The following is a 23,515-nucleotide window of genomic DNA, read 5'->3' as shown; positions in this document are numbered from 1 at the left end:
GTCGAGGCGCACGCCGGTCAGCGTACGGCGGGGGCGTGGCGTGCGCCACGATGCTCGGGTGCTCTTCGCCGACCTCGCCGCCACGTCCGCCGCCGTCCGCGACACCCGCTCGCGCAAGCGCAAGGCCGAGCTGCTCGGGGCCGCGCTGCGGCAGCTCGACCTCGCCGAGGTCGAGCCCGGCGTGGCGTACCTCAGCGGCGAGCTGCGCCAGCGGCGCACCGGCGTCGGCTGGGCGGCGCTGCGCGAGCTGCCGGCGCCGGCCGTGGAGCCGAGCCTGGAGGTCGGCGACGTCGATGGCGCGCTGGAGCGGATCGCCGCGCTCTCGGGCGCGGGGTCGCAGGCGGCGCGGCGCGAGGCGATCACCGCGCTGTTCGCGCGCGCGACCGCTGCCGAGCAGGCGTTGCTGCGCGCGCTGATCTCGGGCGAGGTCCGCCAGGGCGCGCTGGCCGGCGTGATGGCCGATGCCGTCGCCGCCGCCACCGGGCTCCCGCGGGCGGCGGTTGACCGCGCGACGATGCTGCGCGGCGACGCCCGCGCGGTGGCCGAGGTCGCGCTGCGCGAGGGCGAGGCCGGGCTCGGCCAGTTCCGGCTGGAGGTGGGCCGGCCGCTGGGGCCGATGCTCGCGTCGCCGTCGGCGTCGCTGGAGGAGGCGATGGAGCGGGTGGGGGAGGGCGTCGTGGACTGGAAGCTCGACGGCGCCCGGATCCAGGTCCACCGCGACGGCGACGACGTGGCGGTCTACAGCCGCTCGCTGGACGACCTGACGGCGCGGCTGCCCGAGGTCGTCGCGGCGGCGCGCGCCCTTCCCGCGCGTCGCGTGGTGCTCGACGGCGAGGCGATCGCGCTCCGGGCCGACGGGCGGCCGGAGCCGTTCCAGGTGACCTCGTCGCGCATCGCGTCGGGCGCGCCGGGGATCGTGCCCGTGCTCTTCGACGTGCTGCACCTCGACGGCGAGGACCTCCTCGACGCGCCGTTGGCCCGCCGCGCCGAGGCGCTGGACGCCGCGGCGCCCGAGGCGCTGCGGGTACCCCGCGTGGTGACCGGCGATCCGGCCGCCGCCCAGGCGCACTTCGACGCCGCGCTGGCGGCCGGGCACGAGGGCGTCGTCGTCAAGGCGCTCGACGCGCCGTACGCCGCGGGCCGGCGCGGCGCCGGCTGGCTGAAGGTCAAGCCGCGCCACACCCTCGACCTCGTGATCCTCGCCGCCGAGTGGGGCCATGGCCGCCGCCAGGGCTGGCTGAGCAACCTGCACCTCGGCGCGCGGGCCGTCGACGGCGACGGGTTCGTGATGCTCGGCAAGACGTTCAAGGGCCTCACCGACGCGATGCTCGCCTGGCAGACCGAGCGGCTGCAGGAGCTCGCCGTGGAGCAGCGCGGGATCACCGTGCACGTCCGCCCCGAGCTCGTCGTGGAGATCGCCTTCGACGGCGTGCAGACCTCGCCGCGCTACCCGGGCGGCGTCGCGCTGCGCTTCGCCCGCGTGCTGCGCTATCGCGAGGACAAGACCGCGGCGGAGGCCGACGACCTCGCCGCGGTGCTGGCGCTCGCACCCTGAGGGCGGCTCAGCAGCCGTCGGGGCCGCACGTCGCGCCGTCGGCCACCACCGCCAGCGGCGGGCGGGCGTCCCAGCCCTGCTGCAGGAAGTCGGCCAGGACCTCCGGCGGCTGGGCGCCCGAGGCGCCCATGGCCCGGTCGATGACGAAGAACGGCACGCCGCGGATGCCGAGCGAGCTGCCGGTGCGCTCGTCGCCGCGGACCTCGTCGGCGAAGCGGTCGCTCGCGAGCACGCCGGCGACCTCGTCGGCCGGCAGGCCCACATCGGCGGCCAGGCGGCGCAGCGTGTCGTGGTCGCTGATCAGCTCGCCCTCGGTGAGGTAGGCGGCGAACAGCCGCTCCTTCATCGCGTCCTGCCGGCCGTGCGTCGCGGCGAGGTGCACCAGGCGGTGCGCGTCGAACGTGTTGCCCGAGCGCGCCCGGTCGAAGTGGAAGTCCAGGCCGTCGCGGGCGGCGGTGTCGGTCATGGACTGCTCCATCGCGCGGGCCTCGTCGACCGAGACGCCGTACTTCTCGGCCAGGCGCGCGGCGCGCTCGCCCTCGACCTCGGCCGGCGCGGCCGGATCGAGCTCGAAGCTGCGCCACGTGACCGTGACCTCGTCACGGTGCTCGAAGCTCTCCATTGCTGCCTCGAAGCGACGCTTGCCCACGTAGCACCACGGGCAGGCGATGTCCGACCAGATCTCGACGTTCACGACGACCGGTTCCTTCGTTGAGTGAGCAACTACCTCAGTGGATCGTAGCGCTCACGGCGGCAGGATCAGCCCTGGTCGTCGACCAGCGCGACCGCGTCGAACAGGCGGGCGCCGTCCTCGTCGGTGGAGAGCTCGGCCTCGTGGACCCACGCGCCGGCGCCGAGGACCTCGTCGAGGCACGGGTCGCCGGACGGGTCCGCCGAGCCGTCGTCGGTCGCGTCGTCGGCGAGCGGGTCGGAGCCGTCGTCGGCGGCGGGGACCAGGCCGTGGTAGCCGGAGAGCAGCTTGGCCGAGGCGGTGGACGCCGACGCGTCGCCGGTGGCGTCGTCGCCCTCGTCGGCGCTGGAGGAGTCGGCGCTCGCGTCGTCGGTCGCGGCGGGATCGTCGCCGGCGCTGCCGTGGTCGCCGGTCGCGTCGTCGGTCGCGGACGTGTCGCCGGCGGCCGAGTCGTCGTAGCCCGCCTCGAAGGCGCCGGTCGCGTTGCACTCGACGGTCGTCTGGACGTCGACCGCGGCGGTGACCGTCTTGCCCGTGGAGGCGAGGCGCACGGTCAGGTCGCCGTCGGCGAAGGACACGACCTGGCCGGCGTTCTCGCTGCCGTCCTTGGTGCCGTCGTCGTCGGAGTCGGGATCGCCGGGGTCGTTGGCGGTCCGCTGCTCGGAGAGGTTGCTCAGGCCGTCGCGGTCGGCGTCCTCACGGCCGTCGGCCCGGCCGTCGCGGTCGGAGTCGCGCTGGTCGGGGTTGGTCCCGGCGCGCTGCTCGGAGGCGTTGTCGAGCCGGTCGCCGTCGCGATCCTCGCCGGCGTCCCGGGTGCCGTCCTTGTCGGAGTCGGCCTGCTTCGGGTTGGTGTGGGCGCGGTACTCGGTGTAGTTGGTGAGGCCGTCCTTGTCGGGGTCGGCCACGGCGGACTTCACGTGGTAGCGCTGCTGGAACTTCGTGGGGAGCTTGGGCGCGGCGTTCTTCTTGGCGGAGGTGGTCGCAGGCAGCGCGAGAGCGGCGATTGCGACGACGGCCAGCGCAGGGACGCGCATCAGGGGGGCGGCAGGCATCGTGCCCCTCCCCTCGGCCGTCCGGCCCGAGGCATTGACGGAACGGCCCGCGATCTAGGCCGCGCGTCCGGCCCGGGGGTCCTCAGTTCTGGGGAGGGGCGGCGTCGATGAGCTCGATGCCGTGGTCGGCGACCTGGCGCACGACGGGCAACGTGTCGCGCTTGCGCTCGAACTCGCCGGGGGTGTAGCAGTGCACGTCCGCGGTGCCGCCCATCTCGGAGGCGTCCCAGAGGTTGCCCGCCTGGTAGACGCGCTCCAGCCACGGAACGCCCGCGAAGTACTCCGAGATGAGGATCGCGACGTACTCGCTGCCGCGCTCGCGCTGGGGCGGGGCGCCCTGCAGGTCGAGCACGCGCGCGCCGCCGAGGATGACCCGCTCCAGCGGCCAGCGGCCGTCCACGCGCTGGACGTACCGGTGCAGCTCGCGCTCGTTCAGCATCTCGGCCACGAATGGCGGGCTGGCAGTCATCGTTCTCTCGCCACGACCACGACGGATGACTGTCGCAGAACGCGCGAGCCGGCGCCACTCCTTGTGTGACGCCGGCTCGGAGCTCAGAACTCGCTCTCGTCGTGCGGCCCGACGACCGCCACGGCGGCGGTGGCCGGATCGACGTTGCGCGCGATGGCGGCGACGTCGTCGAACGTGACGGCGTCCAGCGCGTCGATCGCGCGGTCGGGATCGATGTCCTCGCCGAAGACGATCGCCTGTGACGCCGCGAAGCGGGCCACGGCGTTCGTGTTCTCGAAGGCGAGGACGCGGCGCCCGGCGGCGTACGCGCGGGCCCGCTCGACCTCCTCCTCGGTGGGGCCGTCGCGGTGCAGCTCGGCGACGATCTCCCGCATGCGGCCGTAGGCCTCGCCGGTCTTGGACGAGTCCAGGCCGGCGCCGAGCTGGAGGATCGACGCGTCGGCCAGCGAGTGGTCGACGGAGTAGACCGAGTAGCAGAGGCCACGCTGCTCGCGGATCTCGTCGAACAGGCGCGAGCCCATCGAACCGCCCAGCAGCGTCGAGTAGATCGTCATCGCCGCGCGCTGCGCCGGATCGGTGACGTCGACCTGCGGGGCGTACATGAGGCGCAGGTGCGACTGGTTGGAGTCGCGGCGCTCGACGAGCACCTCCTGCTGCAGGCTCGGCGCGGGGTCGAACGGCTCGGGCGCGACGAGCGTCGGGAAGCGCTCGAACAGCTCGGACACCTGTCCGTTGGCCGGCACGTGGTCGATGTTGCCGACGATGAACGCCCCGCCGCGCGACCCGGCCCAGCGGCGCTCGCGGAACGTGACGATCGCGTCGCGGCTGAACGTGCGCAGGTGCTCCTCGGGGCCGAGGACGGTCCGGCCGAGCGGGTGCTCGCCGAACGCGGCGCGGTCGATGAGCTCCTCGGCGACGGCCGACGGTTGGTCCTTGTAGCGCTGGATCTCCTGGATGACGACGCCGCGCTCGCGGTCGAGCTCCTCGGCGTCCAGCAGCGGCCGGCCGACGAAGTCGGTCAGGAGGTCGATGGCCTCCAGCGCGGCCTCGGCGCGGACGGTGATGTGGAAGGCCACGAGATCGTGCGAGGTGTACGCGTTGAGCGTCCCGCCCATGCGCTCGGCGGTCTCGTTGACCTTCTTGTAGTGGTCGTACTTCTCCCCGCCCTTGAAGACGAGGTGCTCCAGGAAGTGCGCCATGCCGTTCTCCTCGGGGCGCTCGGTGCGCGCCCCGGCGTCGAAGGCGGCGAGGATCGTGACCGCACGCGTCCCGGGGAGCTCTACGCGGTGCAGCGGAAGACCGTTGGCGAGGGTCTCGCTCGTGATGGAAGGCACACACGCAATCTAGCTTGCACGAACGCATGCTTCGGCAGGGATCGGCGCCACCGGGGCTAAGGTCAGTCGGACCATGGCGATCGTCGAACGCCACAAGCAGGAGCTCGAGCGCAGCGCGGCCCCCCGGGACCGCGCGCCGTCCGTCATCGAGTTCCGCGGCGTCTCCAAGAACTACGGGCCCACCAACGGTGGCCTCGAGACCGCGTCGTTCTCGATCCAGCGAGGCGAGTTCGTCTTCCTGGTCGGGTCCACCGGCTCGGGCAAGTCCACGCTGATGAAGCTCCTGATCAAGGAGATCGAGCCGACCGCCGGCACGATCCGCGTCGCCGGGCGCGACCTCTCGGAGATCACGCGCAAGAAGGTCCCGTACTACCGGCGCAACATCGGGATCGTGTTCCAGGACTTCAAGCTGCTTCTCGACCGCACGGTCTACGACAACGTCGCCTACGCGCTGCAGGTCACCGGCAGCTCGCGCAAGGAGATCCGGGCCAAGGTCCCCGACATCCTGCGCCTGACCGGGCTGGCGACCAAGCTGCACTCGTTCCCCGACCAGCTGTCGGGCGGCGAGCAGCAGCGCGTCGCGGTGGCGCGCGCGTTCGTCAACCACCCGCCGCTGCTGCTGGCCGACGAGCCCACGGGCAACCTCGACCCCGAGACGTCGGTCGGCATCATGCAGCTGCTGTACCGGATCAACCGCACCGGCACGACCGTGCTCGTCGCGACGCACGACGCGACGATGGTCGACCGCATGCGCCGCCGGGTGCTCGAGCTCCATCAGGGCCGCCTGGTCCGCGACGAGCTCGACGCGCAGTACGCGCGCAGCGACATGAACACCGCCGAGTTCGGCGCGCTGCTGCGCGAGCCGGCCCCGGAGCCCAAGCGCGGCCCCCAGGCCGACCGCCAGCGCAGCCGCGACGCGGCCCGTCGCGACCGCGATGAGTTCGACGACATCTTCCCCTCGGAGTCATGAAGCCCGCCTTCTTCGTCAAGGAGGCGATGCGCTCGATCTCGCGCAACGCCATCCCGTCGTTCGCCGCCATGGCGTCGGTGCTCGTCACCGTGCTCGTGCTCGGCGTCTTCATCCCCGTGGTCCAGGCGACCACCGGCGCCGCCAACGAGGTGCGCGGCCGCGTGCTCGTCGACGTGTACCTCAAGAAGCACGCGACCAAGGCGGACATCGCCCGCGTCCAGGGGCTGCTGCGCGACAAGGTCGACCACGTCGGCAAGGTCGAGTACGTCTCCAAGGCCCAGGCCTACGCGCAGGAGAAGAAGCGCAACCCCGAGGCCTACCAGCTGCTCGGGGCCAACCCGCTGCCCGACACGTTCCGCGTCACGCCCGACAAGCCCGACAACGTGCTGAAGCTGCGTGACGCGCTGATGCCCGCGGCGGTGTCCGGCCCGCCCACCCGGCGCGCGCCGGTCGACACGTCGATCGAGCAGGTCAAGAACCGCAAGGACGAGACCACCAAGATCCTCACCGCGACGCGCGTGGTGAAGCTCGCCATGGGCGGCCTCGCGATCCTGCTGATCGTCGCCTCGGTGCTGCTGATCTCCAACACGATCCGCCTGAGCCTGTTCTCGCGGCGCCGCGAGGTCGAGGTCATGAAGCTGGTCGGCGCGACCGACTCGTTCATCCGCTGGCCGTTCGTGATCGAGGGCATCGTGCTCGGCGCGCTGGGCGGGGTCGTGGCGGTGCTGCTGCTCGGCGTCGGCAAGGTGGCGCTGCTGGACCCGCTGTCGTCGGACTTCGCACTGATCGCCGCGCCGGAGACGATCGGCTTCGGCCTGCTGGCCGTGCTGCTGCTCGTCGCCAGCGTGGGCGTGTCGGCCGCCGGGTCGAGCATCTCGCTGCGCAAGTTCCTGCGGGTCTGAGCGGCGGACGGCGCCCGCGTGCCGGCTCGCCGGCGCGTCCGGGTCCATAGGCTGCCGGCCCATGAGGGTCGAGGAGCTCGAAGACCGGTTCGTCGTCGTCGACGGCGTGCGCCTGCATTACGTGGAGGCCGGCGAGGGGCCGCTGGTCGTGCTGCTGCACGGCTTCCCCGAGTTCTGGTGGAGCTGGCGGCGGCAGATCCCGGCGCTCGTCGCTGCGGGCTTCCGCGTCGTCGCCGTCGACCAGCGCGGCTACGCGCTATCGGACCGGCCGCGCAGCTGGCGGGACTACCGCGTCGAGCGCCTTGCCGCCGACGTGGATGGCCTGATCGCGGCGCTGGGCGAGGAGCGCGCGCACGTCGTCGGCCACGACTGGGGCGCCGCCGTGGCGTGGACGCTGGCCTCGCTGCATCCCGAGCGCGTGGAGCGCCTCGCGATCCTCAACGTGCCGCACCCCGAGCGCATGGAGCGCGCGCTGCGCACGTCGGCCAGGCAGCTGCGCCGCAGCTGGTACATGCTCTTCTTCCAGCTCCCGTGGCTGCCCGAGCGCCTCCTGCGCGCGGGCGGGCGCCGGTCCCTCGAGAAGATCTACGGCGACGCGCGCCCCGGCGCGTTCACCGAGGCCGACCTCGACCGCTACGAGCAGGCGCTGCTGGGCCCTGGCGGCATGAAGGGCCCGATCGACTGGTACCGGGCCGCGCTGCGCCGCAACCCGGCCACGCTCGCCCGGCTCCACCGGCCGATCCCGGCGCCCACGCTCGTCATCTGGGGCCGCCAGGACCGCCACCTCGGCGCCGAATGGGCCGAGCCCGCTGCCGCGCTCGTGCCCGATGCGCGGATGGCGTGGCTGCCCGACGCCAGCCACTGGGTGCAGCACGACGAGCCCGAGGCGGTCAACCGCCTGCTCGTCGACTTCCTCACGGCGGCGTAGCACCGCCGTCGGACCCCTAGCCTGTGCGGCGATCATGATCCGTCGCGTCCTCGCCTCGCTCGTCCTCGTCCTCGTCCTGCTCGGCGCGGGGATCTACCTCGGCGGCCACCCCAGCGGCCTGCCCGGCTTCGTGCGGGATCCGCTGGTCGGCGACCAGGACACGCGCGTGATCGGCGAGGCGCTCGACCAGGTCCACAACACCTACTACCGCGAGATCCCCGACAAGGACCTCGCCAACGCGTCGATCAGGGGCATGGTCGCGTCGCTGAAGGACCGCTTCTCCAACTACTTCGATCCGCAGCAGTATGCGAAGTTCCAGCAGCAGCAGAGCGGCGAGTTCGCCGGCATCGGCGTGCAGGTGACCGAGGTCGCCGACGGGCTGCGCGTCGCCGAGGTCTACGACAACTCGCCGGCCAGCCGCGCCAAGGTCGAGGTCGGCGACGTCCTCTTCCGCGTCGGCGGCACGTCGCTGAAGGGCCGCACGAGCAAGCAGTCCGTCGCGCTGATCCAGGGGCGAATCGGAACCGACGTCAGGCTCGGCGTCCGCCACAAGGGCACCGTTCGCGAGGTCACGCTGACGCGCGCCACGATCTCGGTCCCCGTCGTGGCGTCGAAGGACAAGACCGTGCGCGGCAAGGAGCTGGGCGTCGTCAAGCTCGCGCAGTTCTCCTCGGGCGCGCACGCCGAGGTCGCTCAGGCCGTCCGCAAGGAGCTGAAGGCCGGCGCCAAGGGCATCGTCTTCGACCTGCGCGACAACCCGGGCGGGCTGGTCACCGAGGCGCAGCTCGTCGCCTCCGCCTTCCTCCCGGACGGCAAGATCGTCACGACCAAGGGCCGCGCGGTGCCGTCGCGCACGCTGAGCGCGACCGGCGATCCCGTCGCCCCCAAGACGCCCATGGTCGTGCTGGTCAACCGCAACAGCGCCTCGGCCGCCGAGATCGTCGCCGGCGCACTGCAGGACCGCAAGCGGGCGACGCTCGTCGGCACCCGCACGTTCGGCAAGGGCGTCTTCCAGGAGGTCATCGACCTCTCCAACGGCGGGGCGCTGGACATCACCGCCGGCCAGTACTTCCTGCCGTCGGGCCGCAACCTCGGTGGCAAGGGGACCTCGACGGGCAGCGGGCTGACGCCCGACGTGGCCGCCACCGACGATCCCAAGACCCCGAAGGTCGACGAGGCGCTGGACAGGGCGCTCGATGTCCTAGCGGCCAGGTCATGAACGGCGACGGCTTCACCGTCGGGCTGCTGGCCAAGCGCGGCCGGTTCGTCGTCGCCGAGCCGTTCTTCGACGCGCGGAGGGGCAAGCGCACGGTCGTCGACGCGGGGCGCAACGCGCGCCCCGGGCAGCTCGTGCTCGTCCGGGCCGGCGGGCGTGGCAAGGCGCGGGCCAAGGTGGTCAAGGTCATCGGGCGCCCGGACGTGGCGCGCGACGTCGTCGAGGCGCTGATGCTCGACCGCGGCCTGCGCCGCCAGTTCCCGCCGGGCGTCGAGCGGGCGGCCAAGGAGGCCGTGGAGCGGATGGAGGACGCGACGGGCGATGACGTCGAGGTGGCTCGCCGCGACCTGCGCGACCTGCCGACCTTCACGATCGACCCGATCACGGCCAAGGACTTCGACGATGCGATCAGCGCCGAAGTGATCGATCCCGCCCACCCGGGCCGCCGGCGCGTGTGGGTCCACATCGCCGACGTGTCGGCCTACGTCAAGCCCGGGTCGCCGGTCGACCGCGAGGCCTACCGTCGCGGCACCTCGGTGTACGTCCCGGGCGCCGTCGAGCCGATGTTGCCCGAGGTGCTGTCGGCCGGCGCCTGCTCGCTGGTGCCCGGCCAGGAGCGCCTGGCGGTCACCGTGGAGCTGGAGCTCGAGGGCGCCGACGTCGTGCGCAGCGCCTTCTACCGGTCACGGATCCGCTCCGACGAGCGGCTGGACTACGACCGGGTGGACCAAATCTTCGCCGGCGAGGAGCCCGCGCGGGCTCCGTGGGCGCAGCCGCTGGCGGCCGCCCGCGCGGCGAGCGCTGCGCTGCGGGAGCGCCGCGAGGCCGCCGGCGCGCTGGCCGTGGAGTCCAGCGAGCCGGAGTTCAGCTTCGACCGCGGCGGCCACGTCGCCTCCGCGGCCGCCTCGGTCCAGACCGAGTCCCACCAGGTGATCGAGCACCTGATGATCGCCGCCAACGAGGCGGTCGCCCGGCTGCTCAGCGACCGCGGCGTCCCGTCGCTCTACCGCATCCACGAGCGCCCCGCGCCCGCGGCGGCGCAGCGACTGCTCGAGCAGCTCGAGTCGCTCGGGGTGCCGACTCCTCCGGCGTCGGAGAGCATCGGCCCGGGCGAGGCGGCCGACGTCATCGCCGCGGCGTCGCAGCTGGTGGCGCAGGAGATCCGCCGGCGCGGCGGGCGCGGGCGGCTGGGGCTGACGTCCCTGGTGCTGCGGGCCCTCAAGCAGGCGCGCTACGCGCCGGAGAACAAGGGTCACGCCGGGCTGCACTCCAGCGCCTACACGCACTTCACCTCACCGATCCGCCGCTACCCCGACCTCGTGGTGCACCGCGCGCTCATGTCCGCGGTCGGGGGCGGGGAGGACGCCCCGCGCGCCTCCACGCTCGACGAGGTCGCCGAGTGGACCTCGGGCCGCGAGCGCGACGCGATGTCGATCGAGCGCGGCGCCGACGACGTCGCGCGCGCGTTCCTGCTCGAGCGCGAGCTGTTCGAGAACAGCCACGAGCGCGAGTTCGACGGCGAGGTCGCCGGGCTCGTCGGCGCGGGCGCCTTCGTCGCCTTCGGCGACGGCTTCGAGGGCTTCCTGCCCGCCCGCCGCCTGCGCGGCGACTGGTGGGAGCTCAACGAGGTCGGAACCATCCTCACCGGCGAGGACTCCGGCCGCTCGATCCGCATCGGCGATGCCGTGCGCGTGGCGGTGCGGAAGGTCGAAGCGCCGCGGGGGCGGGTGGAGCTGGACGTGGCGGCGTGAGTGATCGGGTGCGCGCGTCGGTGGCGTTCCGCTCGTCGCGTGGCTGGAGGCGCGGGGCGTGGTCTGTCGGCAATGACGAGTGCGGTCTCCCGGGGTGCCGGCGTCCTCGGTCCTCCGCCGGCGCCGGGGGCGCGGGTCGTTCGGGCGTGAACGGAGACGGATGGCACCTGAGGGTCGTATATCGACCCCTACGGGCCATCCATCTCCCGGCCGATGATGGATGGCAGTTAGACCTCCATATGCGAGGTCTAGATGCCATCCATCCCACGGACGCCCAGCCCGAGGCACCGCGCGCGCCCGCGGAGGACAGACCAACGCCGGCTCGGCCACAGCGCGCACTCGTCATCGCCGACGAACCACGCCGCGCAGCCCCCGACATGTCCGCACTGCGCGCCAACGACGCCCGCGCCACCCCGCGCTACACCGCGGCAGCATCGACCACGAGCGTCGCCCACGCGCGACCACCGAGCCCTAGACTCGAAAGCCGTATGGCCAAGGGCAAGAAACGCAAGGTGGCGCCGGGTGACGTCGCGAGCAATCGCACGGCGTCGCACAAGTACGAGTTCCTCGACAAGTTCGAGGCCGGTCTCGTGCTGCAGGGGACCGAGGTCAAGGCCCTGCGCGAGTCCGGGGCCCAGCTCAAGGACGGCTTCGCCTCGATCCGCGAGGGCGAGGTGTGGCTCTACAACGTGCACATCCCGCCGTACGGCCCGGCGTCGCGCGACAACCACGAGCCCGAGCGCCCGCGCAAGCTCCTGCTCAACCGGCGCGAGATCGACCAGATCTCCGGCCGCACGACCGAGCGCGGGCTCACGCTCGTCCCCACGCGCCTGTACTTCAAGGACTCGCGGGCCAAGGTCGAGATCGCCCTGGCCAAGGGCAAGGATCGCTTCGACAAGCGCGAGTCGCTGAAGAAGCGCGAGCAGGAGCGCGACGTCCAGCGCGCCCTGCGCGAAGTCAATCGCTAGGGGTGCCGTAGGCGGCCAGCGAGGCCGAGGCCCACGACGGCCAGCCGTCGCCGCCGGAGGTGGGTCCCCAGTCGCGATAGCGACACAGCTCCTAAAGCGTGCGCTCCAAGTGCGTGGCCGACATCGCGCCGGCCAGCGCGACGATCAGCAGCAGGTACGTCGCGCCGATCATGATGCGGTCGCGCCGGGCGATCGCGTAGTAGGCGGCCACCGCCGGGTCGGCGGAGCGGAACTGCTTGAAGCGGTGGTAGGTCTGGTAGATCGAGACGAGCGCGATCAGGATGAGGATCGGGTTCGGGATCGTCAGGACGAGCAGGGCCATGCCGAAGACGCCGAGCAGCCAGACCCACGGGCTCAGCGCCGCGGCCGCGCGCCCGCCGTCGAGCGGGCTGACCGGCAGCAGGTTGAACAGGTTGAGGAAGAACCCCGTGAACGCCAGCGCGCGCCAGAAGTCCTCACCGGTGAAGGCGTAGACGACCAGGCAGGCGAGCGCGCCCACGGATCCCAGGATCGGCCCGGCGAGGCCCACGCGCGCCTCGGCGGCGGCGTTGCCGCCCAGCTCCTTGGCCCAGATGAGCGCGCCGAGGAAGGGGATGAACAGCGGCGCGCTGACGTCCTTGACGCCCTCGCGCTTGAGCTGGACGACGTGGCCGTACTCGTGGACGAGCAGCAGCAGGACGAAGCCGACGCCGAACGTCCAGCCCCAGATCGACGCGTAGGCGACGATCGAGACGGCCATCGAGCCCGCCGTGACCAGGAACTTCACCTTGGTCAGGGCGATGAGGACGATCTTGATCTTCCCGAAGAACGCGAAGATCGCCACCAGCGGGGCGACCAGGCGGCCGAGCAGGCCGCGGTGATCGCCGCCCTGCGGGCCGCGACGCGGACCCTCGGGCGCCGCGGACGCGGGCGGCATCGGCGGCTCGGAGGCGGGGGCGCTGGGCGGAAGCCAGCGGTCGTCGGTCACCGGTTGGAGTGTAGGCCTCAGCTGCGCTGGGCCAGGACCTCCTCGGCGGCCTGCTCGGCGAGCTCGAGCTGCTCGCGGACGAGGTCGAGGCCGGCGCGCCAGAAGCCGGGGTCGGTGAGGTCCAGGCCCGCGATCGCCGCCAGCTCCTCGGGGCTGCGCGAGCCTCCGGCGCTCAGCAGCTCGAGGTACTTGGGCATGAACCCCTCGCCCTCCTCGAGGTACTTGCCGTAGACCGACAGCGCCAGCAGCTGCCCGTAGGCGTAGGCGTACACGTACCCGGGCGTCGCGATGAAGTGGGGGACGTAGGACCACCAGCCGCGGTAGCCCTCGGTCACCTCGACGGCGTCGCCGAGCAGCTCCTCCTGCGACGCGGTCCACAGCTCGCCGATGCGGTCCAGGCTCAGCTCGCCCTCCTCGCGACGGGCGGTGTGCGCGAGGTTTTCGAAGCGGTTCATCGCGACCTGACGGAACACCGTCGCGATCGAGCCCTCGATGTTCTCGGCCAGCAGCGCGAGGCGCGACTCCGGCGTGTCGGCGGCGTCGAGCAGGCGCCGGAAGACGAGCGTCTCGCCGAACACCGAAGCGGTCTCGGCGAGCGTCAGCGGCGTGTTCTGCTCGAAGACGCCCCGGTCGCGCGCGAGGTAGGCGTGCAGGCCGTGGCCGAGCTCGTGGGCGAGCGTCAGCACGTCGCGGCGCTTGGCGGTGTAGTTGAGCAGCACGTAGGGGTGGACGCTCGGCACCGTGTACGCGCAGAACGCGCCGCCGCGCTTCGCCGGCCGGACGGGCGCGTCGATCCAGTTCTCCTCGAAGAACCGGCGGGCGCCGTCGGCGAGCGTCGGCGAGAAGTCGGCGAACGAGTCGAGGACGATCTGGCGCGCCTCGTCCCAGTCGTACTCCGGCTCGGGACCCTCGACGACCGAGGCCATGCGGTCGTAGTCGGCGAGCCGGTCGATCTCGAGCAGCCGTGCCTTCAGGCGGTACCAGCGGCGCGGGATCTCGTAGTTGTCGCGGACGGCCTCGACCAGCGCCGCGACCGACTCGTCGCTGGCCTCGTTGGCGAGGTTGCGCGAGGAGATCCACGTGTCGAAGCTGCGCAGGCGGTCCTCGGTGGACTTGTCGGCCAGCAGCGTGTTGAAGATGTAGCCGCGGATGCGCATCGTGGGCTGCAGCGCCTCGGTGACGCGCTCGGCGACGTGGGCGCGCACCTCGCGGTCCGAGGAGGCGAGGCGGGCCAGCGCGACGTCGAGCGCGACCGGCTCGTCCTCGCCGTCGAGCGTGACGGTGATCGCGCTCGTGACCTCGCTGAACAGGCGCGACCAGGCGTCGCGACCGGTGACCGACTTCTCGGCGGAGATCTTCTCCTCCGGCTCGGTGAGCAGGTGCGGGCGGTAGCGGCGCGCGGTGCGGAGGTGATGGCGGGCGTGGTCGAGGCCCTCGGCGCCGAGCAGCTCGTCGGCGCGCTCGTCGTCCAGGGCCGCCCACTCCAGCTCGAAGAAGAGCAGCTGGGTCTCGATCTGGGTGCCGCGCTCCTGCACGCGCTGCATCAGCGCGCCGTTGGCCGGATCGGCCGTGTCGGTGCTGAAGCGCAGCGCGGCGTAGGAGCCGACGCGCCCGACGAGCTCGGAGATGGTGCCCAGCTCGTCCATCGCGGCGACGAGGCCGGGGCCGTCGAGGGCCTCGACCTTTCCGGCGTACTGCTGCGCGAAGGCGGTGGCGCGCCGGTCGGCCTCGGCGAGCAGGCGGTCGGCGCCGGCTTCGCCTTCGCCGTCGACGAGCGGCTCCAGGTCCCAGGCGACGCTCTCGGGTGCGGTCGTGGTCATCCCCCAACGATATTCATCGCACGATGCATGACTTCCGGGGAGTCGCGGTTGACACCCGTTACGCACCCGGCGTAGCGTTGCGCTCAAGACGCGGGACCGGACCGCGAAAGAGCGAGGCCGTGAGGTGCGAGGCCCGCCACCAGCCGCCCAACGCAGGCCCTTCGGGGCGCGAGGGCGAGCGGGTCCTCCAGGCGGACCGGTCCTGCGTCTCCTTTGTCTCTGGCAGGGTTCAGGGGGTGGGAGCCGCCGCCGCCACCGCCGTCGAGACCGACCGCCTGGTGCTGCGCCGCTGGCGTCCGAGCGACGCCGCGCCGCTGGCCGCCATCAACGCCGATCCCGAGGTGATGCGCTTCATCGGCCGTGGCGCGGTGCTGGGGCGCGGGCTGAGCGACGACCTGCTGGGCCGCTTCGAGCGGGAGTGGGCCGACCGCGGGTTCGGCCTGTGGGCCGTCGAGGAGCGCGCGGCGCCGGGCGAGCTGCTCGGGTTCTGCGGGCTGACCGTGCCGATGTTCCTGCCCAACCTGCTGCCGGCGGTCGAGGTCGGCTGGCGGCTCGCACCCCGGGCCTGGGGCCGGGGCCTGGCGACCGAGGCGGCACGGGCGGCGCTGGCCTTCGGCTTCGGCCCGGCGCACGGGATGCGCGAGATCCTGGCGATCGTCAACCCCGACAACGTGCGGTCGCTGCGCGTGACCGAGAAGCTCGGGATGACCGCGCGGCCCGACCGGTTCCACACGGGCGCGAACATGCGCGTCAACGTGCTCGGAATCGCGTCGGATGCGGTCGCGACCGCGTGACACGAGCTACAATGGAACGTGCTTCATCCCCGGGGACGACAGGCTTCGACGTGGTCGGTTCCGTAGGGATGGTTGCGAGCCGAGGTCCCGGAGGCCTCGTAAAACACCGGGAAAACCATATGTGCGGACTCTCACGAGTACGCCCTCGCTGCCTAGTCTCAGACTAAGCGAGTGAGGTTTCGCCCTCCGCCTGCTGACCGCGGAGTGTGCGGAATCAAACAAGTCAGCTTCACCCGGGGCGGTACGCCTCTGCCAAGCCGGGGACATCTTCAGGAGGCTGGTCTCCCGAAACCCCGTCGGCAAGGCGATCGGGAGACGAGATCAGAGTGCCGACTACGCTCGTAGAAGCCGTTCATACGCGATTGCGGACGTGGGTTCAATTCCCACCGTCTCCACTCCAGCTCCAGAGCCAAATTCGGTGAGTAACAAGGAGCACAAGCACACTGGAATGGATCCCGAGGAATCGGGATCCATTCCGATGCTCTCCCAGCGGCGGCCCGTCAACACGTTGGACGCCGCGGAGCTACTCGTCTCCGCGCTCGCGTCCGGCGCGTCGCCGCGCGAGGCGCCTCGTCCTGATCACCGGCCTGCGCGGCGTCGGCAAGACCGTGCTGCTCAACGAATTCGAGACGATGTGCGCGGAGGCAGGGTGGTACGCCGACACCAAGGAGGTGGGGCGCACCACACCTCTGGTGACCCTGGTGAGCCGAGTTGCCCGAACTGCACTCCTCGACATGGACGCACGTAAGCGCGCCGGGGCGAAGTTGCGGCGCGCGCTTGGCGCCTTGAAGTCCTTTGAGATCTCGATCCTCGGCGCCGCGACGCTGAAGGTAGAGGTGGACGCGCTCGCCGGTGTCGCGGATTCCGGCGTGCTTGCAGAGGACATGCGCGACCTGCTCGTCGCGGTAGGACAGGCGGCCGAGGAGAGCGGCGTCGGGTTCGCCCTGATCCTCGACGAGTTGCAGAACGCCACCAAGGACGAGTACGAGGCCCTGATCATGGCCTTGCACCGCGCCAAGCAGAAGGCGCTGCCCGTGGTGTTCGTTGGCGGAGGCCTGCCGTTGCTTCCGGCGTTGACGACGGACGCGAAGTCCTACGCCGAGCGTATGTTTGTGTTTCCGAAGCTGGGAGCCCTTCCGCGGGCGGCCGCACGCGCAGCGTTGATGCTGCCGGCCGAGCGACTGGACGTCCGCTGGGACGACGCGGCCGTCGACCGAGTGCTCGAACTCACCGAGGGCTATCCGTTCTTCCTTCAGGAGTACGGTCGCCGCGTCTGGCGTCTTGACGATTCGCCCCGGATCACTCGCAGCGACGTCGATGGCGCCCAACCCGTCGTGGAGGCCGAGCTGGACGAGGAGTTTTACGAGAACCGCATCGGCAAGCTCACAGACGCCGAGCGCCTGTACGCATCGGCGCTCGCTCATCTCGGCGACGGCCCTCAACGTGTCCGCGACATCGCTGAGCTGATGGGGCGAACGACCACGTCGCTGTCGCCGGTGCGTGATGATCTGATGCGAACCGCTGTGATCTATGCACCGAACCGCGGGTTCGTCGACTTCACGGTTCCGCATTGCGCGCGCTTCGTCCGGCGGAACTACCCGTTCGACGGCTGATCACGTTATCGGCGTCTCTACCCATTTATAGCCGATCCCGGTATAAACGGGTAGAGACTGGGATACACACGGGCGCTTGAGGACATCCGCGGCGCCTCATGGTTGTGGGCCTCCCGCCCCGGCAGTCCCGTACGGCCCGCAACCCTCCGCATCACCGCACATCCACGCGTGCCTGTCCGACCAGGAGTCCCGGGTAGCCGAGGCTCGCGTAGGGGCCCGGGAGGGCGCTGACCGTGCGGTACCTCACGACGATGCGGTAGGGCCCGCGACGCTTGTTGTAGAGGTCGACCGTCGTGCGGACCATGTCGCCGGCCTCGACGTTGCGCGAGTAGGTCTGCGTCATGAAGCCGCGGGCGCCGACGGGACGGACCTCGATGTTGTAGCCGCTGCGACCGTCGACGACGGCTTGGCGCGCGCGGAACCGCACGCGGATCCCCCGGCCGGCGGGCGCCGCGAAGGCTCGGATCGGCGCCCGCACGTCGCCGACCTGCGGTTGCGGGATCGGGACGAAGCCTGCCATGGCGTTGCACGCGCCGTAGGGCCCGGCCGTCACGTGGACGACGCAGGTGCCGCGCGTGTACGTGATGCGCTTGATGACCTGCGAGCCCGGCGTCAGGCCGATGTACGGCTCGGCCGGCCCGCGCAGGTTGAGCTTGGGATCGCGATGGTGGAAGCCGAACTCGCGGATGACCGGCTGGAGGCGCTTCTGCACGACGAGGTAGGCGCCGACACCGCCGAGCGGGGTCGTCGTGTGGTCCTCGCCGCCGGCCCGGTAGGTCAGGCTCTTGGCGTTCGGGCCGAGCAGGCCGAAGTCCACGGTGCGGTCCGGCGTCTCGCACCGCGTGACGGCGCCATGCAGCCCACGAAGCTCCGTTCCGGGCCGGAAGCTGCCGGGGCAGGGCTGCGGCTGCGCGCCGCGCTCGGCGTGGGTGTGAATCGCGGTGAAGGCGTGACCGCCGCCGTCCAGCACGAAGCAGCCGCCGAGCCCGCCGCGGGTGACGCCGAGGCGCAGCGCGTGGAAGACCTTGCCGCCGCTGATCTGGCCGAGCTCGCCGGCGTGGACGCGGCCGACCTGCAGGCACCCGTACTTGCGGTCGGTCTCCCAGTAGCGCAGCCCCCACGGGGCCCCGCCGCCGGGATCGGCGACGTCGTCGGTCAGCAGCTTCACCGTGCCGGGGATGGGCGCACCCTGAGCGCGGCCCGCGATCGGCGCTCCGCGCTGGAACGGCACGGGCGAGCCGGACGACAGCAGCGAGGTCCCGGCCCAGGCCGCCGCGCCCGCGCCGGCACCCACGGCCAGGATCGTCACCGCGAGCCCCTGCCACCGCCACCGCCGGCGCCGGGGAACGGCGGGGGCCGCGCCGACCTGGCGCGCGGCCGCCGCCTCCAGCTCGCCGCCCAGCCGCTCCAACGGGGTCGGGCGCGACATCAGCGACCCTCCTCCAGCCGGGTCCTCAACGTGCGCAGCCCGCGGCTGACCCGTTGGCGCACGACGCTCTCCGAGCACGCGAGTCGCTGCGCGATCTCCGCATAGGACTCGCCGTCGACATGGTGGGCCATCACCGCGGCGCGCTGGTCGTCGGGCAGGCTCGTCATCGCCTCGACCGCCGGCGTCTCGGCCAGCAGCTCCAGCGTCGCCACGTCGGCCTCGTCGAGCACGATCGGCTGCATCGCCAGCGCCCGCCGTGCGCGATCCTGCACCCGCCCACGGCGAAGCGCGTCGGAGAGCGTGTTCCGAGCGATGCCGAACAGCCACGCCCGCGCCGGCTCGGGCCGTGGCTCGTAGCGCGGCACCGCCCGCAGCGCGGCGGCGAACGTCTCGGCGGTCAGGTCGAACGCGGTCTCGACGTCGAAGACCCGCCGGCGGAAGTAGCCCTGCACGGCGTGCACGTGACGGCGGTAGAACGCGCCGAACGCCCGCGGGGTGTCGCGGGCGGCCACCAACAGCTCCTCGTCGCTGAGTCGCTCCAGCTCCATCCACCCCGTTGTATGACGGATCGAGCGCGCGTGTGACAGCGCGCGAGGACACCCGCCGGCCCGCTGAGCCTTGCCGCGTGGACGCGGAGACCTACTGCTCAGCCCATCCTGGGCGCTTGACGCGCGAGGACGCCGTCGAGGTGCTCGTGCCGCCCCTGCGCGGCTGGCGCAAGAGCAGGGGCGTTCGCGCGGCCGTCTCAGCCGGCCACCGCCGCGGGACGCGCGCCGGTGCCGGCCGGGGTGGTCGTCTCCCACTTGCGCAGCTCGTGCTGGGCGATCGTGCGCTTGTGGACCTCGTCGGGGCCGTCGGCCAGGCGCAGCGTGCGCTGGTGGGCGTACATGCTGGCCAGCGGGAAGTCGTCGGAGACGCCGCCGCCGCCGTGCACCTGGATCGCACGGTCGATGACCTTCAGCGCCACCTGCGGCGCGGCGACCTTGATCGCCGCGATCTCCACGCGGGCGTGCCGGTTGCCGACCGTGTCCATCAGCCACGCGGTCTTCATCGTCAGCAGCCGGATCATCTCCAGCTCGATGCGCGACTCGGCGATCCAGTCCTGGATGTTGGCGTTCTCGGCGACGCTCTTGCCGAACGTGACGCGCTGCTGGGCGCGCTGGCACATGAGCTCCAGCGCCCGCTCGGCCATGCCGATCGAGCGCATGCAGTGGTGGATGCGGCCGGGCCCGAGGCGGGCCTGGCTGATCATGAAGCCCTCGCCCTCGCCGGCGAGCAGCGCGGTGACCGGGACGCGGACGTCCTCGAACACGACCTCGGCGTGGCCCTCGCGGTCCTGGTAGCCGAAGACCGGCAGGCCGCGGACGATCGTCACGCCGGGCGCGTCGATCGGGACGACGAGCATCGACTGCTGCTGGTGCTTCGGCCCGCCGGAATTCGTCTTGCCCATGACGATCAGCACCTTGCAGTTCTTGTGCAGGGCGTTGGACGTCCACCACTTGCGACCGTTGATGACGTACTCGTCGCCGTCGCGCTCGATGCGGGTCTCGATGTTGGTGGCGTCGGAGGAGGCGACGGCCGGCTCGGTCATCGCGAAGGCCGAGCGGATCTCCCCGTCGAGCAGCGGGCGCAGGTACTTGTCCTTGTGCTCCTCGGTGCCGAAGAGCGTCAAGACCTCCATGTTGCCCGTGTCGGGCGCGCTGCAGTTCATCGCCTCGGGCGCGAGATGGGCGCTGCGGCCCATGATCTCGGCCAGCGGCGCGTACTCCGCGTTGGTGAGGCCGGGGCCCCACGCTTCATGCGGGTGGAACAGGTTCCACAGGTCGCGGCGTCGGGCCTCGTCCTTGAGCTCTTCGAGGATCGCGGGCTGGTGGTGCGGATCGCCGGAGTCGTGCATCTGCTGGTGGTACACGGCCTCGGCCGGGTAGATGCGCTCGTCCATGAAGGCCTGCACGCGTGCCTGGTAGTCCTTGCAGCGATCGGTCAGCTCGAAGTTCATGCTCGTCTACCTCTCGAAGTTGAGTTCGGATTCAAGTCTACCGGGACGCATGCCGAAGCGCGTGTCCAGCTCCGCCAGCGTCTCGGCGGCCGAGCGGTGCAGCACGCCGGCGATGTCCAGCCGCGCCGCGCCGGCGAGGTTGTGCTCGATGTCGTCGACCATCACCGCCGCCTCGGGGGCCACGCCGAGCCGCTCGCACGCGATGGCGTAGATCCTGCGCGACGGCTTGCGCACGCCGATGTCGGAGGAGACGACCACCACGTCGGCCAGCGCGGCGAGGTCGAAGCCCTCGTAGCAGTCGCGCCCGAACGCGTTGGTGACCAGCGCCGCCGGCACGCCGGCGGCGCGCAGGCCCGCCAGCGCGCCGACCATCGCCTGGTCGGCGCGGAAGCCCGCCTGCATGCGCCGCAGGAGGCCGGCGGCCTCCACCGGCGCGCCGTGCGCCGCCAGCCGCAGCGCGAAGCCGCGCTCGAACGCCTCGTCGTCGATGCGGCCCGACTCGTTGTCGACCAGCAGCTTCGAGGACTCCGGGTCGGTGCCCAGCAACCGCAGGACCAGCTCCGGGTCGTCGGAGATCTCGGCCGCGAACGCCCGGAACGCGGCGTGGACGCTGGTGGTCAGCACGCCGCCGAAGTCGACCAGCAGCGCGGTGCGCCCGGCGTCGCTCATGCGATCGTCGCCGTGCCCTGCAGGCGGCGCATGCCGCGCAGCCAGCGGTCGTAGTCGGCGCCCTTGCGCCGGTAGAACTCGAGCACCTCGCGGTGGGGGAGCACGAGGAACCGCTCGTCGGCGATCGCCTCCAGCACGCGATCGGCGACCTCGCCGGGCGGGAGGACCTCGCCGGCGTGGGCGACCACCTTGGCGGCGAGCTGCGTGGCCTCGTCGCCGGCGTCGAGCCCGTCGTTGAGCATGTTGGTGTCCACGCCCATCGGGCACAGGCAGCTGACGCCGATGCCCCGGTCGCCGTAGGTGACCGACAGCCACTCGGCGAAGCCGACCGCCGCGTGCTTGGTCACCGAGTACTCGGCGGCGCCGATCTGCGTCAGCAGGCCCGCCGCCGACGCCGTCGAGACGAAGTAGCCCGAGCCGCGCTCCAGCCACTGCCCGACGAGCAGCCGCGCGGCGCGCACGTGGGCGAGCAGGTTGACGTCGATGGTGTGCGCCCACGACGCGTCGCCGTCGCCGAGGCCGTTGGTGCCCGGGACGCCGGCGTTGGCGCAGAACACGTCCACCGGGCCGAAGCGGTCTTCGGCCAGGTCGAGCACGCGGCGCAGGTCGTCGGTGGACGAGACGTCGCAGCCGATCGCGACCGCGGCGTCGCCGAGCCCGGACGCCACCGCCGCGGCACGGTCGCCGTCGAGGTCGGCGACGACCACCGACGCGCCGGCGCCGGCGAGCCGCTGCGAGAGCGCCCCGCCGATCCCGCCGCCGCCGCCCGTGACGACGGCGACCTTGCCGTCGAGCTTCACGGCGCGACCCCGGTGGCGCCGGCCGCCGCGTCCCGGGCAGCGCCCGCCGAGGCCGCGCGGACCTCCTCGGGGTCGATGGCCCGCTTGAGGATCTTGCCCGTCGGGCCCTTGGGCAGGGCGTCGAGCGTCTGGAACAGGCGCGGGACCTTGTAGGCCGACAGCCGCTCCTTGGCCCACGCGCGGAGGGCCGGCGGGTCGAGCTCGGCGCCCGGGCGCAGCGCGATGACGGCCGCGACCTCCTCGCCGAAGTGCGCGTCGGGCACGCCGATGACGGCCACCTCGACGATGTCGGGATGCTCGTAGAGCACCTCCTCGACCTCGCGCGGGTACACGTTGTAGCCGCCGCGGATGATGAGGTCCTTCTTGCGGTCGACGATGCGGATGTCGCCGTCGGCGTCCTTCGTGCCGAGGTCGCCGGTGCGCAGCCAGCCGTCCTGCAGCACCTCGCCGGTCGCCTCCGGGCGGTTCCAGTAGCCCTTCATGACGACCGGGCCCTTGATGTACACCTCGCCGACGTCGCCCTCGCCGACGTCCGCGCCGTCGTCGCCGCGGACGGCGACCTCGCAGCGCGGGAGCGCGATGCCGACGCACGAGGGCTTGCGCTCGCGGCCGAGGCCGTTGAAGGTCGCGGCGCCTGCCGTCTCCGAGAGGCCGTAGCCCTCGAGGATGACGCAGCCGAAGCGCTCCTCGAAGGCGCGCATGACCTCGGCCGGCATCGCCGCGCCGCCCGACGCGGCCAGGCGCAGGCTGGCGAAGTCGGCCGCGTCGGTCTCGCCGACGGGCGCGTGCAGCAGCGCGTTCCACATCGTCGGCACGCCGGCCATCACGGTGAGTCGGTCGCGTCGCAGGAGGTCCAGCAGGTCCTCGGCGCCGAAGCGCTCCAGCAGCGAGAGCGTCGCGCCCGCGTGCATCGTCGTGCCCATGACGACGGCCTGGCCGAAGACGTGGAACAGCGGCAGGGCGGTGCCGAAGCGATCCTCCGGCGCGAAGGCCAGGACCTCGCCGAAGATCTCGGCGCACGCGATCAGGTTGCCGTGCGTCAGCTGCGCGCCCTTGGGCCGGCCGGTGGTGCCCGAGGTGTAGAGGATGACCGCGTTGTCGTCGTCGGCGGTGGCGTGTGGCGCGTCGCGCGGCGCGCCGGCGGGGAAGTCGCCCAGGTCGTCGGTCAGCGGCCAGTAGTGGACGCCGAGGGCGGCGGCGGCGTCGGCCGGCGCGGGCACGACGTCGTGCCAGCCGAGCACGAGCTTGACGCCCGCGTCGGTGCCGGCGTACTCGAGCTCGGGGCGCGTCGACATCGTGTTGGCCGTCACCGCCACGGCCCCTGCGGCGAGGATGCCGTAGTAGGCGCCGGCGAACTCAGGGACGCTGGGGGCGATCAGCAGCACGCGGTCGCCCGGCGCGATCCCGGCCTCGGCCAGCCGCGCGGCGACGGCGGCCACGCGCTCGCGCAGCTTGGCGTAGGACCAGGGGTGATCGGCGCCGCGCAGGGCGATGCGGTCGGGCGTGGCTGACGCGTGGTCCCAGGCGGCCTGGGCGGCGTTCGACATGGGTCTCCTCCTGTTGGGTACGGCGGCGCGGGATCCATTCG

Annotated in this window: 21 protein-coding genes and 1 other RNA gene; 10 read left to right on the top strand and 12 right to left on the bottom strand. The window is 72.3% G+C overall.

All coding sequences use genetic code 11. The annotated features are described in order from the left end of the window. Positions 1-58: 58 nt before the first annotated feature. Complete coding sequence (locus tag VK501_RS07380; protein ID WP_324336163.1) at positions 59-1,555, top strand: ATP-dependent DNA ligase; 1,497 nt, start codon at positions 59-61, stop codon at positions 1,553-1,555. Positions 1,556-1,562: 7 nt separating this feature from the next. Here the strand turns inward: VK501_RS07380 and VK501_RS07375 are convergent, their stop codons facing one another. The 4 genes from VK501_RS07375 to VK501_RS07360 all read right to left on the bottom strand — a co-directional run bounded on the left by VK501_RS07375 (position 1,563) and on the right by VK501_RS07360 (position 5,101). Beyond that, a complete protein-coding gene (locus VK501_RS07375; protein WP_324336161.1) occupies positions 1,563-2,249 on the bottom strand; it encodes a DsbA family oxidoreductase in 687 nt (228 codons plus the stop codon). A 65-nt stretch (positions 2,250-2,314) separates the two neighbouring features. Continuing rightward, entirely contained in the window at positions 2,315-3,298 is a 984-nt protein-coding gene (locus VK501_RS07370; RefSeq protein WP_324336158.1) for a hypothetical protein, read from the bottom strand. Between the two features lie 82 nt (positions 3,299-3,380). Then, positions 3,381-3,737, bottom strand: a complete 357-nt coding sequence (locus VK501_RS07365) for a hypothetical protein (protein ID WP_324336180.1) — start codon at positions 3,735-3,737, stop codon at positions 3,381-3,383. 113 nt (positions 3,738-3,850) lie between these two features. Continuing rightward, positions 3,851-5,101, bottom strand: a complete 1,251-nt coding sequence (locus VK501_RS07360) for a pitrilysin family protein (protein WP_324336156.1) — start codon at positions 5,099-5,101, stop codon at positions 3,851-3,853. A gap of 73 nt (positions 5,102-5,174) precedes the next feature. Between VK501_RS07360 and ftsE the strand changes: the two genes are divergently transcribed. From ftsE to smpB, 6 genes are all read left to right on the top strand, one after another. Further along, entirely contained in the window at positions 5,175-6,071 is an 897-nt protein-coding gene (gene ftsE / locus VK501_RS07355) for a cell division ATP-binding protein FtsE (protein ID WP_324336154.1), read from the top strand. Further along, positions 6,068-6,973, top strand: a complete 906-nt coding sequence (locus VK501_RS07350) for a cell division protein FtsX (RefSeq protein ID WP_324336152.1) — start codon at positions 6,068-6,070, stop codon at positions 6,971-6,973. Before ftsE ends, VK501_RS07350 begins: the two co-directional genes overlap by 4 nt. Positions 6,974-7,034: 61 nt before the next feature. Then, positions 7,035-7,901, top strand: coding sequence for an alpha/beta hydrolase (locus VK501_RS07345; protein ID WP_324336150.1), 867 nt, complete (start codon positions 7,035-7,037; stop codon positions 7,899-7,901). 34 nt (positions 7,902-7,935) lie between these two features. Then, positions 7,936-9,120 carry a S41 family peptidase gene (locus VK501_RS07340; RefSeq protein ID WP_324336148.1) on the top strand — a complete coding sequence of 395 codons (1,185 nt, stop codon included), beginning with the start codon at positions 7,936-7,938 and terminating at the stop codon, positions 9,118-9,120. Next, positions 9,117-10,868: a ribonuclease R family protein gene (locus VK501_RS07335; protein WP_324336145.1), complete on the top strand. Its 1,752-nt coding sequence runs from the start codon at positions 9,117-9,119 to the stop codon at positions 10,866-10,868. The genes VK501_RS07340 and VK501_RS07335 overlap by 4 nt, the downstream gene beginning before the upstream one ends. A 488-nt stretch (positions 10,869-11,356) precedes the next feature. Then, positions 11,357-11,836: an SsrA-binding protein SmpB gene (gene smpB, locus VK501_RS07330; protein ID WP_324336177.1), complete on the top strand. Its 480-nt coding sequence runs from the start codon at positions 11,357-11,359 to the stop codon at positions 11,834-11,836. Between the two features lie 91 nt (positions 11,837-11,927). Here the strand turns inward: smpB and VK501_RS07325 are convergent, their stop codons facing one another. Both VK501_RS07325 and VK501_RS07320 read right to left on the bottom strand, forming a co-directional pair. Next, the gene (locus VK501_RS07325) at positions 11,928-12,803 is read right to left on the bottom strand and encodes a site-2 protease family protein (RefSeq protein WP_324336143.1); all 876 of its coding nucleotides are present in this window, start codon (positions 12,801-12,803) and stop codon (positions 11,928-11,930) included. A gap of 17 nt (positions 12,804-12,820) precedes the next feature. Further along, positions 12,821-14,623 carry a M3 family oligoendopeptidase gene (locus VK501_RS07320; protein WP_324336141.1) on the bottom strand — a complete coding sequence of 601 codons (1,803 nt, stop codon included), beginning with the start codon at positions 14,621-14,623 and terminating at the stop codon, positions 12,821-12,823. 236 nt (positions 14,624-14,859) lie between these two features. Between VK501_RS07320 and VK501_RS07315 the strand changes: the two genes are divergently transcribed. From VK501_RS07315 to VK501_RS07305, 3 genes are all read left to right on the top strand, one after another. Further along, entirely contained in the window at positions 14,860-15,417 is a 558-nt protein-coding gene (locus tag VK501_RS07315) for a GNAT family N-acetyltransferase (RefSeq protein WP_324336139.1), read from the top strand. A 31-nt stretch (positions 15,418-15,448) separates the two neighbouring features. Continuing rightward, positions 15,449-15,815: a transfer-messenger RNA gene (gene ssrA, locus VK501_RS07310) on the top strand. Positions 15,816-15,860: 45 nt separating this feature from the next. Beyond that, positions 15,861-17,030: an ATP-binding protein gene (locus tag VK501_RS07305; protein WP_324336175.1), complete on the top strand. Its 1,170-nt coding sequence runs from the start codon at positions 15,861-15,863 to the stop codon at positions 17,028-17,030. A gap of 151 nt (positions 17,031-17,181) precedes the next feature. On the opposite strand, the gene VK501_RS07300 is transcribed toward VK501_RS07305, so the two are convergent. The 6 genes from VK501_RS07300 to VK501_RS07275 form a co-directional block, all read right to left on the bottom strand. Continuing rightward, positions 17,182-18,459, bottom strand: coding sequence for a hypothetical protein (locus VK501_RS07300; protein ID WP_324336137.1), 1,278 nt, complete (start codon positions 18,457-18,459; stop codon positions 17,182-17,184). Continuing rightward, positions 18,459-19,007 carry an RNA polymerase sigma factor gene (locus VK501_RS07295; RefSeq protein ID WP_324336135.1) on the bottom strand — a complete coding sequence of 183 codons (549 nt, stop codon included), beginning with the start codon at positions 19,005-19,007 and terminating at the stop codon, positions 18,459-18,461. The genes VK501_RS07300 and VK501_RS07295 overlap by 1 nt, the downstream gene beginning before the upstream one ends. Before the next feature lie 197 nt (positions 19,008-19,204). Beyond that, a complete protein-coding gene (locus VK501_RS07290; RefSeq protein ID WP_324336133.1) occupies positions 19,205-20,458 on the bottom strand; it encodes an acyl-CoA dehydrogenase family protein in 1,254 nt (417 codons plus the stop codon). 6 nt (positions 20,459-20,464) lie between these two features. Then, complete coding sequence (locus VK501_RS07285; protein WP_324336132.1) at positions 20,465-21,127, bottom strand: HAD-IA family hydrolase; 663 nt, start codon at positions 21,125-21,127, stop codon at positions 20,465-20,467. Beyond that, complete coding sequence (locus VK501_RS07280) at positions 21,124-21,927, bottom strand: SDR family oxidoreductase (protein ID WP_324336130.1); 804 nt, start codon at positions 21,925-21,927, stop codon at positions 21,124-21,126. The genes VK501_RS07285 and VK501_RS07280 overlap by 4 nt, the downstream gene beginning before the upstream one ends. Further along, positions 21,924-23,474: an AMP-binding protein gene (locus VK501_RS07275; RefSeq protein ID WP_324336127.1), complete on the bottom strand. Its 1,551-nt coding sequence runs from the start codon at positions 23,472-23,474 to the stop codon at positions 21,924-21,926. The genes VK501_RS07280 and VK501_RS07275 overlap by 4 nt, the downstream gene beginning before the upstream one ends. Positions 23,475-23,515 lie beyond the last annotated feature (41 nt).

The sequence above is a fragment of the Baekduia sp. genome, from assembly GCF_035318805.1.
Classification (GTDB): domain Bacteria; phylum Actinomycetota; class Thermoleophilia; order Solirubrobacterales; family Solirubrobacteraceae; genus Baekduia.
The sequence above is the reverse complement of the archived record's forward strand: the minus strand, read 5'-3'. Positions and strand labels throughout refer to the sequence as shown.

Bases quoted from the DNA above. Each gene is read 5' to 3' on its own strand.
- smpB (WP_324336177.1), top strand. From the start codon at position 11,357: ATGGCCAAGGGCAAGAAACGCAAGGTGGCGCCGGGTGACGTCGCGAGC.
- VK501_RS07370 (WP_324336158.1), bottom strand. From the start codon at position 3,298: ATGCCTGCCGCCCCCCTGATGCGCGTCCCTGCGCTGGCCGTCGTCGCA.
- VK501_RS07285 (WP_324336132.1), bottom strand. From the start codon at position 21,127: ATGAGCGACGCCGGGCGCACCGCGCTGCTGGTCGACTTCGGCGGCGTG.
- VK501_RS07340 (WP_324336148.1), top strand. From the start codon at position 7,936: ATGATCCGTCGCGTCCTCGCCTCGCTCGTCCTCGTCCTCGTCCTGCTC.
- ftsE (WP_324336154.1), top strand. From the start codon at position 5,175: ATGGCGATCGTCGAACGCCACAAGCAGGAGCTCGAGCGCAGCGCGGCC.
- VK501_RS07275 (WP_324336127.1), bottom strand. From the start codon at position 23,474: ATGTCGAACGCCGCCCAGGCCGCCTGGGACCACGCGTCAGCCACGCCC.
- VK501_RS07365 (WP_324336180.1), bottom strand. From the start codon at position 3,737: ATGCTGAACGAGCGCGAGCTGCACCGGTACGTCCAGCGCGTGGACGGC.
- VK501_RS07300 (WP_324336137.1), bottom strand. From the start codon at position 18,459: ATGTCGCGCCCGACCCCGTTGGAGCGGCTGGGCGGCGAGCTGGAGGCG.
- VK501_RS07295 (WP_324336135.1), bottom strand. From the start codon at position 19,007: ATGGAGCTGGAGCGACTCAGCGACGAGGAGCTGTTGGTGGCCGCCCGC.
- VK501_RS07350 (WP_324336152.1), top strand. From the start codon at position 6,068: ATGAAGCCCGCCTTCTTCGTCAAGGAGGCGATGCGCTCGATCTCGCGC.
- VK501_RS07345 (WP_324336150.1), top strand. From the start codon at position 7,035: ATGAGGGTCGAGGAGCTCGAAGACCGGTTCGTCGTCGTCGACGGCGTG.
- VK501_RS07335 (WP_324336145.1), top strand. From the start codon at position 9,117: ATGAACGGCGACGGCTTCACCGTCGGGCTGCTGGCCAAGCGCGGCCGG.
- VK501_RS07320 (WP_324336141.1), bottom strand. From the start codon at position 14,623: ATGACCACGACCGCACCCGAGAGCGTCGCCTGGGACCTGGAGCCGCTC.
- VK501_RS07290 (WP_324336133.1), bottom strand. From the start codon at position 20,458: ATGAACTTCGAGCTGACCGATCGCTGCAAGGACTACCAGGCACGCGTG.